Origin of the sequence: Aeromonas sp. R6-2 (assembly GCF_040908155.1) — a bacterium.
Lineage (GTDB): Bacteria > Pseudomonadota > Gammaproteobacteria > Enterobacterales > Aeromonadaceae > Aeromonas > Aeromonas schubertii.
Genome location: NZ_JBFODE010000074.1, coordinates 23,535 through 34,994 on the forward strand (window position 1 = coordinate 23,535; position 11,460 = coordinate 34,994).

The following is an 11,460-nucleotide window of genomic DNA, read 5'->3' on the forward strand; positions in this document are numbered from 1 at the left end:
GAGGATGACCATGGCCGAGAAACCGACCCGGGGCAGGGCCAGCAAGGTGTGGCTGCTGCCCGAAGCTATCCGCAACGCCCTCAACGAGATGCTGCGCGACAAGGGCAACAGCCAGGCCGCCATCCTGGACGAGATCAATGGCCTTATCGAGGGTGCTGGGCTGCCCGATGATCTCAAGCTCTCCCGCTCAGGGCTCAGCCGCCACGCGAGCCAGGTGGAGCAGGTGGGCCAGCACCTGCGGGATTTGCGGGAGACCACGGCGGCGCTCACCTCCCAGCTCGGTGACAAGCCGATGGGGGAGACCACCAAGCTCATCCTGGAACTCGGCCGCTCCCAGTTGTTCAAGGCGATGCTGGCCCAGGTGCAGAACCCGGAGGAGGCGGTGGATATCGACATGCTGAAAAACGCCATGTTGGCGGCTCAGCGGCTCGAATCCACGGCCATGCAATCGCATCGCCGGGAGAAAGAGATCCGCCAGGCCTTTGCCGAGGAAGTGGCCGCCAAGACCGAGGCCATCGTCACCCAGGCGGGCCTGAGCGGTGAGGCCGCCGCCGCCATTCGCCGCGAAATCCTGGGGATTGCCTGATGACCACGATCGCCCAGCAGTTGGCCCAGTCCCTCGGTACCGAATACAACCCCGACGAGGTGTTGCTGCCCTACCAGCGCATCTGGATTGCCGACGAGAGCCCACTCAAGATCGCCGAGAAGAGCCGCCGTACCGGGATCACCTGGGCGGAGGCGGCCGACGCCGCCCTGACGGCCTCCAAAGCCAAGGCCGCCGGGGGTTGCCACCACTTCTATGTGGGCAGCAACAAGGAGATGGCCCGTGAATTTATCGACGCCGTGGCCATGTGGGCCAAGGCGTACAACAAGGCGGCCGGCGAGATCCAGGAGGAGGTGTTCACCGACGATGAGGACAAGGCGATCCTCACCTTCGTGGTCTATTTCGCCTCGGGCTTCAAGGTGCAAGCGCTCTCCAGCAACCCCTCCAACCTGCGGGGGATGCAGGGCAATGTGACCATCGACGAGGCGGCGTTCCACGACCGGCTGGCCGAGGTACTCAAGGCTGCGATGGCGCTGACCATGTGGGGGGCCAAGGTGCGGCTTATCAGCACCCACAACGGCGTGGACAACCTGTTTAACCAGCTCATCAACGACAGCCGTGCGGGCCGTAAAGAGTATTCCATCCACACCATCAGCCTGGACGACGCCTGCCGCCAAGGGCTCTATCGCCGCATCTGCCAGGTCAAGGGCACGCCCTGGACGCCGGAGGCCGAGGAGAGCTGGAAGGCCGGGCTACTCAAGGCCACCGCCACCGAAGAGGATGCCCTTGAGGAGTATTTCTGCGTACCCAAGCAGAGCAGCGGCGTCTATATCAAGCGCACCCTGATTGAGCGGGCCATGCAGCCGGATATCCCCATCCTGCGCTTCACTTCCCCTGCGGACTTCGAGCTGCAAAGCGAGGAGACCCGCAAGGCGGTGGCAGAAATCTGGTGTGAGGAAAATCTCAAGCCCTGCCTGGAGGTGCTCGATCACAGCTGCCGCCATGTGCTCGGGGAGGACTTCGCCCGCAAAGGGGATCTCTCGGTGTTCGTCCCGCTTGCCATCGCGACCAATCTGCGCAAACGGGTGCCCTTCGCGGTGGAACTGGTGAACGCCCCTTATGAGACCCAGCGCCAGATCCTGTTCTACCTGCTCTTGGGGCTGCATCGCTTCACGGCGGCCGCCTTCGATGCCACCGGCAACGGCGGCTATCTGGCAGAAGCTGCCCGGCTGCGCTGGGGCGCCAGCATGATCGAGTGCGTGATGCTCAATGACCCCTGGTATCGGGAATGGATGCCTAAGCTCAAGGCCGAGTTTGAGGATGGCAACCTCATGATCCCGCGCCATGCGGACGTGCAGGACGATCTGGGCAAGATCCAGGTCATCAACGGGGTGCCCAAGATCGACAAGGGCAAGAACACCGGCCAGGGCGGCCAGCAGCGTCACGGCGACTTTGCGGTGGCCTTGGCTATGGCAGTGCGGGCGAGTTGGATGGAGGGGGGCGCCATCGAGTTCACCCCCTTACCTGGTAAACACGATTCAGAGCGCAACGACGACTATCACCGATATGAAAGAGGGGGTTGGTAATGGCCGGACTCATCGACATTCATGGCAACTCGCTGCGCCTGCAGAAAGAGCCGCAAACCGAAAACGACGCCAAGCTGGCCCAACTGCGCCGCCACTACAGCGAACACCCCACGGTGGGGCTCACCCCGGGCAAGGCGGCCGCTGCGCTCAAAGAGGCGGAGGAGGGGAGCCTCATCGCCCAGTGCGAGCTGGCCGAAGACATGGAAGAGAAGGACGCCCATCTGCAGAGCGAGCTTGGCAAGCGGCGCCGCTCCCTGCTCGGGGTGAGCTGGACCATAGAGCCGCCCCGCAATGCGACCCCCGCCGAGCAGCGCGACTGCGAGATGATCCGCGAGCTGCTGGAGGACTTCACCTGGTTGGATGATGCCATCTTTGACGCCACCGATGCGGTGCTCAAGGGATTCAGTGCTCAGGAGTTCAGCGGCTGGGAGATGGTGGAGGGGTTGCAGCTCCCCAAGGGCATCGTCTGGCGTGATCCCGCCTGGTTCCAGACCCACCCGGATGACTGGAACCAGGTGCGACTGCGGGACGGCAGCAAAGAGGGGGCGGCCCTCAATCCGTTCGGCTGGATCATGCACAAGGCCAAGTCGAAATCCGGCTACTTGGCCCGCACCGGCCTTATCCGCACCCTGGTCTGGCCCTTTCTGTTCAAGAACTACAGCGTGCGGGATCTCGCCGAGTTTCTGGAGATCTACGGCCTGCCGGTGCGTCTGGGCAAATACCCGGAAGGGGCCACCGAGATGGAGAAATCCACCTTGCTGCAGGCGGTGCTCTCCATCGGCCATAACGCTGGCGGCATCATCCCCCGGGGGATGGAGATCGAGTTCCAGAATGCGGCGAGCGGTCAGGCCGATCCCTTTGTGGTGATGATGGACTGGTGCGAACGCTCCATGAGCAAGGCCATCCTGGGCGGCACCTTGACCAGCCAGGCAGACGGCAAGAGCTCGACCAATGCGCTCGGCAACGTCCACAACGAGGTGCGCCAGGAGGTGCGGGATGCAGACCTTCGCCAGCTCGCCGCTACCCTGACCCGGGATCTGGTCTATCCGCTGTTTGCCCTGAACGGCAAGAGCTTCCAGGGGCCGCGCCGCTGCCCGCGCTTGGAATTCGACGTGACCGAGCCCGAGGACATGCGCGATCTGGCCTATCCACTGCGGGCCCTGGTGGGCATGGGAATGCAGATCCCGGCGCAGTGGGTGCGGGACAAACTGCAGATCCCGGCGCCCAAGGAAGGGGAAGAGGTGCTGGTCATCGTCGATAAGCAGGCAGGGGCCGGGGAGGCGGCTCTCAGGGCGCAAGGGTTGGCGGCTTTGGCGGCAAAGAATCCTGTTCAGGGTGATAACAACGACGCCCAACTGGCGAGGCTGCAGGCGGAGGTCGCCCCCTTGCTTGCCAGCATGACCGATGCCGTCCAGGCACTGGTGATGCAGGCCACCACCCTGGAGGAGATCCGGGATGGCTTGCTGGCGCTGGAGCCCAACCTCAGTCATGACGAACTGGGGGCCCTGCTGGCCCAGGCCATCGCCGCCAGCGAACTGCTCGGCATGCTGGAGATGGAGGAGGGCAACTGATGCCCGTTCGTTACGGATCACTGCCCTTTGCCGAGGCGATCGCCTTCTTTCGCCAGAAGCTGAATATGCCGAGCGAGCGCTGGGCCGATGTGTGGCGGGACGCCCATAACCGCGCCTTTATGGTGGCGGGGGCGACCAAGACTGACTTGCTGGCGGACCTGCGCGGGGCGGTGGACAAGGCGATCAGCGAGGGGCAATCCCTCGGTGCGTTCCAGAAGGCGTTCAAGGAAGTCGTGGCCCGTCACGGTTGGGAGCACACCGGCCCGGCGTCGTGGCGCTCTCGCGTCATCTTCGAGACCAACCTGCGCCAGAGCTACAACGCCGGGCGGGATGACCAGATTGAGCGCATCAAGCACAAGCGCCCCTATGCGCTCTATCGTCACGGCGATTCCGAGCACCCCAGGGAGCTGCACCTCAAGTGGAACAACCTGGTGCTGCCGGTGGACCATCCCTGGTGGGATACTCACAGCCCCAGCAACGGCTATGGCTGTAAGTGCAAGAAGTTCCTGCTCTCCGAGGCGGATCTCAAGCGGCGGGGGCTGACGGTGGGCCAGGCACCGGATGACGGCAATTATGAGTGGGTGGACAAGGCGACCGGGGAGATACACCGGATCCCCCGTGGCATCGACCCGGGATTTGACTACCGGCCAAAGACGCCCGCCGCTCTGACCGGGGCCATGGCCAAGCGGGAGGCGGCGAAATCCGCGCTGGCCGACCGCTTGCCGCAGCGGTTGGTGGAGAGCGCCTTTTCGACCGCCAAGGGGGTGACGGCGCAGGGGGTCAGCGATCTGCTGGCCCGGCTTCCCGCACCCCAGCGCGAGCCCTTGGCGGCCTTCCTCAAGGCGCACCCAATCAAGACCCTGTTTATCAAGCAGACCGAGATGGGGAAGGGGGCGGCAGGGCTCAAGGTTGCGCCGGCCATTGCCGAGTACCTGGGCACAGACCCTTACCTGGTTCGCTCCCTCTATTACACGCGCCGGGCCAGCGCGACCAACGGCTTTACGGCCAAAAGCTGGGGCCATCTGGTTATCAAAGTGAAGGCGGGTGATACACTCAAAGCAGTGGATATGCAGGCGGTGCAAGCGGCGGCGGCCGAGGTGGTGACCGATGCCCATGCCAACACCGGGCCCCGTCAGTGGCAGCCAAGGGGTACCAGCGGCGAGTCACTGCGCCGTCACTGGAGCATCTCCGCCAACGTCGGCGGCAAGCAGGGAGAATCAGCCCAGCGGCTCTCAACCTGGTTGCACGAACTCGGTCACCAGGTTCACTTCTGGGCCGGGGAGCCTGACCTGACGGGAGTAGGGCTGCTGACGGAGTATGCTGGCAAGACCAGGATGGAAGCCGCCGCCGAGGCGTTTGCCGCCTGGGTCTTGGCGAGGGATGCCATGGTGGCGCATTTCCCCGAACTGGCCAAACGGGTGGAGGCCATGCTGGCCCAGGCCACGACCGCCAGCCGCAAAGGAGAGAAAGGATGACCCTGTTGGAGCAAGCCAGCGCCCTGCTGGCAGAAGATGGCCCCTTTACCTTGGCACAGGCCAAGGCGCTGGATGCCTTGTGCGAACAAGCCGAAGGTGAAGAGGCCGACCTGCTGGGGGATCTCTGGGCTGCCGCCATGGCTGCGGCCGATGAGGAGGCCCTGCACTTTATGACCACCTTCGAGGATGACGTCTGATGGCGGGCAGCTTTATCGCCATCAGCCACCATGGGGTGGCCGATGCCTATGAGCTGCTGGCCCGGCTCTATCAACGCACCGGCGACTTGAGCGAGCCCCTGGCGGATATCGGCGAAGGGCTGGCGCTCTCCCACCGGGATCGCTGGGATGCGCAGGAGACCCCGGAAGGGGAGCCATGGGCCCCCCTCTCGGACAAGTACCGCGCCCGCAAACCGCGCCATGCCGATGAAGTCCTGCGCCTCAACGACGATTTGCGCGACACCCTCAACTATCAGGCTGATCCCCAGGCCCTCTACTTCGGCACTCCGCTCGAATATGGCGCCGCTCACCAGTTCGGTCGCCCCGAGATCAACCTGCCCGAGCGCCCCTATCTGGGGTTGTCAGAGGCAGACCAGCAGAGCGTGCTGGAGACACTGGAAGGCTATCTGACGGCGGACGCGCCCTAAGCCTCTGAGTGCGTTTACGGGGATAGGGCCGGTGCGATGGCATGGCCCGACCGCTCTTCGCACAGCAAAACGGTGTTTAAACACCCTTAAACAGTGCCGGCACCCCCTGCTGTTGCAGTAACCCACCATAAACCCCACCTCAAGCTCCCCTCCCTGACACTGGCGCAGTGATTTTTGCTGTGACCAGCCGGAGTGAAAGTGATGCCCCCATCTGCGATTGCCGTGGCCATCTTGAATGCCAGACCCACCACCCTGGGGCTGGCCGTGCTCGATGCGCAGCTTACCCAGCAGGATGACGGTTGGTATCAACTGCTGCCGGTCGGCCCGTTCAAGGCCAGGGATGGCCGCCCCTTCGATGTGCCTGGTGGCCACTGGCAGCTCGACAAGACCATCGCCACTACCCTGATCAACCGGGCCAAGGCGCTCGGCCAAGACATCCTCATCGACTACGACCACCAGACCCTCAATGTCGAAAAGACGGGCAAGGAAGCCCCGGCGGCCGGTTGGTACAACGGCGACGAAATCGAGTGGCGCGAGGGGGAGGGACTCTTTATCAAACCCCGCTGGACCGAGCGGGCCGCCGCCCTGGTCGCTGCCAAAGAGTATCGCTTCCTCTCTGCCGTCTTCCCCTATGACGCCCAGGGCCGCCCCCTGGAGCTGCGCATGACCGCCATCACCAACGATCCCGGGGTGGTGGGTATGCAGGCGCTGGCGGCCTTGAGTGCCCAACTGATTCAACCCGGCCAGCCGGCCACCCCCGCCCATGCGGCACACAAGGAGACTCCCATGAATGAACTGCTTAAAAAGCTGCTGGCCAAGCTCGGTATCGAGCTGACCGGTGACCCGACCGACGAGCAACTGCAGAAGGCGCTCACCGAGATCGACAGCCTGCAGGCCAGTGCCAAGAAGGCGCCGGAGCTGGAGGCCGCGCTCTCGGCCGAGAAAACCGCTCTGGCCGCCCTCAAGGCACAGACGACGTCAGTACAACAAGGAGGCCAGGTTGACCTGGCGCAATTCGTGCCGGTGGCGACCTACAACGCCCTGGTCACCCAGGTGGCGGCCCTGACCGCCCAGGTGGACACCACCGACGCCGCGACCCTCATCAAGGAGGCCCGCACCGCAGGCAAGGTGGTGGCGGCCGAAGAGGAGTACCTGACCGCCTACGCCGCCCAGAAGGGGGTGGCCGCCCTCAAGGCGCTGCTGGAGCCGCGCCCGGCCATCGCCGCGCTCACGGCGAGCCAGACCGCCGCCGTCACCCTGCCGGAGAAGAAGGGCGAGGCCGTGCTCTCGGCCGAAGACAAGTACGCCGCCGACCAGCTCGGCATCAGCCACGAGGACTTTGCGAAGGCCAAGGCCTGAGCAAGCCCCGTTTCACGCGAAGGCAGTTCCGTTTAACCAGAGAAGGAATAGACCATGGCCATGATTACACCCGCGCTGCTGCAGTCCCTCTTCACCGGCTTCAAGAAGAACTTTGAAGACGCCAAGAGCGAGGCGCCGACCCAGTACACCAAGATCGCCACCGTGATCAAATCGACCACCAAGTCCAACACCTATGGCTGGCTCGGCAAGTTCCCGTCCCTGCGCAAGTGGGTCGGGGATCGGGTGATTGAGTCGATGAAGACCCACGGTTACCAGATCGTCAACGAAGACTTCGAAGCCACCGTGGCCGTCGATCGCAACGATATCGCGGACGATGAGCTGGGCATCTATGCCCCGCTGTTCGCCGAGATGGGGCGCTCGGCCGGGGTACATCCCGACGAGCTCTGTTTCGGTTTGCTGGGCGCCGGTTTCACGACCCCCTGCTACGACGCCCAGTATTTCTTCGACACCGATCACCCGGTCTATCCCAAGGTCGATGGCACCGGCACCCCGGCGCTGGTGGCCAACCTGGTGGTGGATGGCGCCTATACCGGTGAGCCCTGGTTCCTGCTCGATACCAGCCGCGCCCTCAAGCCGATCATCTTCCAGGATCGCAAGTCCCCCGAGCTCATCGCCATGACCAAGATCGACGACGAGGCGGTGTTCACCCGCAAGGAGTTCCGCTACGGGGTGGACTGCCGCGACGCCGCCGGCTTCGGTTTCTGGCAGCTGGCGTTCGCCAACAAGCGGGCGCTGACCCCCGACAACCTGTGGGATGCCTACAGCCGGATGCGGGAATTCCAGGCCGATGGCGGCCGCAAGCTCGGTATCAAGCCGACCCTGTTGGTGGTGCCGGCCTCCCTGGAAAAGCTGGCAACCCAGATGCTGGAGCGTGAGCTGGAAAGCAGCTCCAGCAACGAGCTCAAGGGCAAGCTGGAACTGGTGGTGGCTGATTATTTGTAAACCAGAGCCGTAAGCGACACCGAGCTGTTTAACGGCGGGGTTAAGCGAGCGCAGTGTGGGCGTTTAACCCCCGTTTAAACCGGATCTTGGATTGAACGAGACAGAGGGAAACATGAGATGGAACACGAGATGGAACAGGCTATTCGAGTTGGCATCACATCGACAGTGCGTCAGGTCTATTTTCGCGCGGGCCTGGCGATTGCACCTGGCAAGTCTGAGCTGGCTGTGTCGCCTGTGCAGTGCGAGACCCTGGAGGCCGATCCGCGCCTGGTGGTCACCCGCCTGGGTCAAGACGTCGCCCCTGCGACGGCTGATGCACCGCAGACGGACGGGGATCTGGACGCAGCAGTGGGCGGCCTGACTGGCTCGGGCTATCTGGCGGGCGTCGCCACGTTGGATGGCAAGGTCACCCCGTTGGCCGAGATGAAGGTCGATGAGCTGCGGGAACTGGCCGTGGAGATGGCGATCCCGGGCGCCGCCAGCATGAAGAAGGCCGAGCTGGCGGCTGCCATTGCGGCGACCGAGGTGCAATACCCGGTCAAGGACGAGGTTGGCGAGACCACTGAGCCGCCTGCCGATCCCGTGGCTGAGGGCGCTTGATATGTACGCCAGCGTCAATGACATGGTGATCCGCTTTGGCGAGGCGGAGCTGTTGCGCCTCGCCATGACCCCGGCCGGCGAGCTGGACAGTGCGGCCATCACCATCGCCCTGCAGGACGCCGGCGCCCTGATCGACGGCTACCTGGCGGGGCGCTACCCGTTGCCGCTGGTCCATGTCCCGAGCGCTCTGGTGCCCATCTGCGCCGACATTGCCCGCCACCGCCTCTATGGCGAGCAGGCGCCGGAGCAGATTGCCAAGCGCAATGAGGCAGCGCTGGCCTTCCTCAAATCGGTGGGCAAGGGGGAGCTGGCGCTGGGGCTGGCAGCTGACGGCGAGCAGCTGGAAAGCCAGAACTTGGCCCAGCTGCAGTCCGATGGCCGGGTGTTTGGGCGGGGCAGTGGGGGCTTCCTATGAACGGGCCCACGCCTGAACTCGACTACCTGGCGGCGGGGGAGCGGCTGCGCGAGCTGCTGCTGCCCTTGAAAGCGCAAGGGCTCAAGGAGGTGTTTGTGGCCACCGACCTAGAGGCGGTGGCCAACCTGGGGCAGCACACTCCGGCCATTCATGTGATTTACCAGGGGGAACGAGAGAACGAGACCACCCAAAGCGGGCGGCAAAGCGCGTTCGATCAGGTTTGGCTGCTGGTGTTGGTGCACCGTGCCACCCCCAAGGAGGTCAGCGCCGGGGTGTGGTTGGGGCGCATGTTGCAGGCCGTGGCCGGTCGGGCCTGCGGTGACAGTACCTTTCGGCGTGAAAGCGCACCAGTCAAGCCGAGTTACAAGGGGGGGGTGGTCTATCTGCCCCTTGCCTTCAAGACGACAGTGAAATTCAAGGGAGAACGGTCATGAGCGAAACACTGCACCTGGAAGGGGATCTCTATATCGAGACCTTCACCAACAACGTCTCGAACGGGGTGATTGGCCCGGTGGACGTCAACAGCCTGGAAGTCAAACCGGACAGCGAGAAGATCAGTATCCCGAGCAAGCGCAAGCACAAGCTGGGTCAGGCCCGGGAAAGCTACTTCGTGCCCAAGCCCGCGACGGTCACCATCAAGACCAGCGAGATCCCGCCGGTGCTGCTGGCCGCCGCCTTTATGGGGCTGGAGAGCCCCATCAACCAGGGGGCGGGGACGCTCACCGAGGTGCCGGTGACGCTGCTGGCGCACCCCAAGTGGGTGAGCCTGGGCAAGACCAACCTCTCGGCCACCGGCCTGGTGGTGAAGGAGGGTGCCACCTCCTTGGTGCTCGGCACCGACTTCGAGATCAACTATGCCCTGGGGCTGCTGCGGGCCACCAAGGCGGGGGCGGTGGCAGATGGCGGCCCGGTGACCGTCAGCGCCAGCTATAACGCCATCACCGGCACCCGCATCGCCGGCAACGTGCAGCCGGAGGTGAAGGCGAAGTTGACCCTGGATGGGCGCAGCGTGATCGGCGGGGAGGCTATCCTGCTGACGGTACCCCGCGCCAGCTTGTCCCCCAAGAAGGCGGTGGACTTCCTCAGCGACAAACCCATCGAGATCGAGCTGGAGGGGGAGCTGTTGGCCCTGGATGGTGAGACCGCACCTTTCTATGTGGATCGGCCGGAGACGGTGTGATGATGGTAAAATGAAAACGGCGGGGAGATCCGCCGTTTTCATTTGTAGTAAATGCTTGGTTAATGTTCTCTGATTGAACCCACTTATTTATTTGTAAGCACTTGAATTTATAACGATGACTTCTAGGGATTTGATGTAGTCCACCCAAGAAGGGTACGGAGCTCTGATCTGGCTTGAGTTTTTTCTTGTCCAGTTAACCCACGGCCAAGCCCAGTTAAAACAAAGAACATCAGCTCTTTATCAATGGTTGGATCAACTCTACCTTGGGCTGTAATGGTCGTTGACGGGTCAAGTGCTGGTTGCTTTGATGATACAAATTGACTGACAAGTCCATCAACGCTAACAGGTTGCACAGGTTGGGGCGCTGTAACGATACTTGATTGAGGTGTACCGCTTGAGGTCTGCTGTTGGGGGGGGGAAGCGGGAGTTCCAGAAGGACTCAGAGGTTGAGGTGAAGGCGTTGCTTTTGGAATATATGAAAGATAGGGAGAGAGATCTGCTGCACCTATTCGGATGGTTCGGTCGGCAACATCTGTAACCTCGGCGCTTTGGGAATGAGGTACTCCCATGCTTAGCTCTTCTACACCGAGGACAGCCACCCGAATTCCCCGTCTTTGAGACAGCTCAATTCCGATAGCAAGATCACCATCACCAGTAACAATCATCGCATCACTAATTGCATGATTAGTCGCTAGCTCAATCAAATCAATTACAATCTTTGAATCAACGCCTTTTTGCTGGCCTTTACCATTGACGGTGCCCGCTCGAAGCTGAACATCATCAACAGCTACCAGAGCTCTGTGGTCTGCAGAAAGGCCGTTTTTAACTCCGTCATACCAATAGACTCGTAGGAGGCTCTGGTTTTGTAGTTCAGATTTTGCCTTGTTCACCAGCATTGTCACCAGTCCTGACGCATCGTTTAACTGCAATTCAGCACGAGAGCGGCTTTGATTATTACTGAGAACCTTTACTGCTTGGCTTAACAAGTAACCTGCATCTACAAGGACAACTAGTCGATCCATTGATTGTATCCCTACCCAGAAATAAATAAGCCCCCAATTAAGGAGGCATATGTATCCGGTCTTACCATAAATAAATAGTTAGCTGGCAAGAGCGAAAACGCC

13 protein-coding genes are annotated in these 11,460 nt (G+C 62.4%); 12 read left to right on the forward strand and 1 reads right to left on the reverse strand.

What is annotated here, in order from left to right:
* The first annotated feature begins 10 nt into the window (after positions 1-10).
* From AB5Y48_RS20165 to AB5Y48_RS20220, 12 genes are all read left to right on the forward strand, one after another.
* The gene (locus tag AB5Y48_RS20165) at positions 11-586 is read left to right on the forward strand and encodes a DUF3486 family protein (protein ID WP_069652685.1); all 576 of its coding nucleotides are present in this window, start codon (positions 11-13) and stop codon (positions 584-586) included.
* Positions 586-2,130 carry a terminase family protein gene (locus AB5Y48_RS20170; protein ID WP_368165550.1) on the forward strand — a complete coding sequence of 515 codons (1,545 nt, stop codon included), beginning with the start codon at positions 586-588 and terminating at the stop codon, positions 2,128-2,130. Before AB5Y48_RS20165 ends, AB5Y48_RS20170 begins: the two co-directional genes overlap by 1 nt.
* A complete protein-coding gene (locus AB5Y48_RS20175) occupies positions 2,130-3,701 on the forward strand; it encodes a DUF935 domain-containing protein (protein WP_323898030.1) in 1,572 nt (523 codons plus the stop codon). Before AB5Y48_RS20170 ends, AB5Y48_RS20175 begins: the two co-directional genes overlap by 1 nt.
* Positions 3,701-5,176: a phage minor head protein gene (locus AB5Y48_RS20180; RefSeq protein WP_368165551.1), complete on the forward strand. Its 1,476-nt coding sequence runs from the start codon at positions 3,701-3,703 to the stop codon at positions 5,174-5,176. The genes AB5Y48_RS20175 and AB5Y48_RS20180 overlap by 1 nt, the downstream gene beginning before the upstream one ends.
* Complete coding sequence (locus AB5Y48_RS20185; RefSeq protein WP_010674009.1) at positions 5,173-5,373, forward strand: hypothetical protein; 201 nt, start codon at positions 5,173-5,175, stop codon at positions 5,371-5,373. Before AB5Y48_RS20180 ends, AB5Y48_RS20185 begins: the two co-directional genes overlap by 4 nt.
* Complete coding sequence (locus AB5Y48_RS20190; RefSeq protein ID WP_368165552.1) at positions 5,373-5,819, forward strand: phage virion morphogenesis protein; 447 nt, start codon at positions 5,373-5,375, stop codon at positions 5,817-5,819. The genes AB5Y48_RS20185 and AB5Y48_RS20190 overlap by 1 nt, the downstream gene beginning before the upstream one ends.
* A 201-nt stretch (positions 5,820-6,020) precedes the next feature.
* Positions 6,021-7,178: a phage protease gene (locus AB5Y48_RS20195; RefSeq protein WP_128296920.1), complete on the forward strand. Its 1,158-nt coding sequence runs from the start codon at positions 6,021-6,023 to the stop codon at positions 7,176-7,178.
* A gap of 54 nt (positions 7,179-7,232) precedes the next feature.
* Entirely contained in the window at positions 7,233-8,141 is a 909-nt protein-coding gene (locus AB5Y48_RS20200; protein WP_128296919.1) for a Mu-like prophage major head subunit gpT family protein, read from the forward strand.
* 129 nt (positions 8,142-8,270) lie between these two features.
* Positions 8,271-8,741 carry a Rho termination factor N-terminal domain-containing protein gene (locus tag AB5Y48_RS20205; RefSeq protein WP_368165592.1) on the forward strand — a complete coding sequence of 157 codons (471 nt, stop codon included), beginning with the start codon at positions 8,271-8,273 and terminating at the stop codon, positions 8,739-8,741.
* A gap of 1 nt (position 8,742) precedes the next feature.
* Positions 8,743-9,156: a gp436 family protein gene (locus AB5Y48_RS20210; RefSeq protein WP_368165553.1), complete on the forward strand. Its 414-nt coding sequence runs from the start codon at positions 8,743-8,745 to the stop codon at positions 9,154-9,156.
* A complete protein-coding gene (locus tag AB5Y48_RS20215) occupies positions 9,153-9,590 on the forward strand; it encodes a hypothetical protein (RefSeq protein ID WP_368165554.1) in 438 nt (145 codons plus the stop codon). Before AB5Y48_RS20210 ends, AB5Y48_RS20215 begins: the two co-directional genes overlap by 4 nt.
* Positions 9,587-10,336, forward strand: coding sequence for a hypothetical protein (locus AB5Y48_RS20220; protein ID WP_368165555.1), 750 nt, complete (start codon positions 9,587-9,589; stop codon positions 10,334-10,336). Before AB5Y48_RS20215 ends, AB5Y48_RS20220 begins: the two co-directional genes overlap by 4 nt.
* A 122-nt stretch (positions 10,337-10,458) precedes the next feature.
* Here the strand turns inward: AB5Y48_RS20220 and AB5Y48_RS20225 are convergent, their stop codons facing one another.
* Positions 10,459-11,358 carry an NYN domain-containing protein gene (locus AB5Y48_RS20225; RefSeq protein WP_368165556.1) on the reverse strand — a complete coding sequence of 300 codons (900 nt, stop codon included), beginning with the start codon at positions 11,356-11,358 and terminating at the stop codon, positions 10,459-10,461.
* Positions 11,359-11,460: the final 102 nt, after the last annotated feature.

Excerpts from the sequence above, each read along its gene's own strand:
- AB5Y48_RS20165 (WP_069652685.1), top strand. The coding sequence starts at position 11 with ATGGCCGAGAAACCGACCCGGGGCAGGGCCAGCAAGGTGTGGCTGCTG.
- AB5Y48_RS20170 (WP_368165550.1), top strand. The coding sequence starts at position 586 with ATGACCACGATCGCCCAGCAGTTGGCCCAGTCCCTCGGTACCGAATAC.
- AB5Y48_RS20175 (WP_323898030.1), top strand. The coding sequence starts at position 2,130 with ATGGCCGGACTCATCGACATTCATGGCAACTCGCTGCGCCTGCAGAAA.
- AB5Y48_RS20180 (WP_368165551.1), top strand. The coding sequence starts at position 3,701 with ATGCCCGTTCGTTACGGATCACTGCCCTTTGCCGAGGCGATCGCCTTC.
- AB5Y48_RS20185 (WP_010674009.1), top strand. The coding sequence starts at position 5,173 with ATGACCCTGTTGGAGCAAGCCAGCGCCCTGCTGGCAGAAGATGGCCCC.
- AB5Y48_RS20190 (WP_368165552.1), top strand. The coding sequence starts at position 5,373 with ATGGCGGGCAGCTTTATCGCCATCAGCCACCATGGGGTGGCCGATGCC.
- AB5Y48_RS20195 (WP_128296920.1), top strand. The coding sequence starts at position 6,021 with ATGCCCCCATCTGCGATTGCCGTGGCCATCTTGAATGCCAGACCCACC.
- AB5Y48_RS20200 (WP_128296919.1), top strand. The coding sequence starts at position 7,233 with ATGGCCATGATTACACCCGCGCTGCTGCAGTCCCTCTTCACCGGCTTC.
- AB5Y48_RS20205 (WP_368165592.1), top strand. The coding sequence starts at position 8,271 with ATGGAACAGGCTATTCGAGTTGGCATCACATCGACAGTGCGTCAGGTC.
- AB5Y48_RS20210 (WP_368165553.1), top strand. The coding sequence starts at position 8,743 with ATGTACGCCAGCGTCAATGACATGGTGATCCGCTTTGGCGAGGCGGAG.
- AB5Y48_RS20215 (WP_368165554.1), top strand. The coding sequence starts at position 9,153 with ATGAACGGGCCCACGCCTGAACTCGACTACCTGGCGGCGGGGGAGCGG.
- AB5Y48_RS20220 (WP_368165555.1), top strand. The coding sequence starts at position 9,587 with ATGAGCGAAACACTGCACCTGGAAGGGGATCTCTATATCGAGACCTTC.
- AB5Y48_RS20225 (WP_368165556.1), bottom strand. The coding sequence starts at position 11,358 with ATGGATCGACTAGTTGTCCTTGTAGATGCAGGTTACTTGTTAAGCCAA.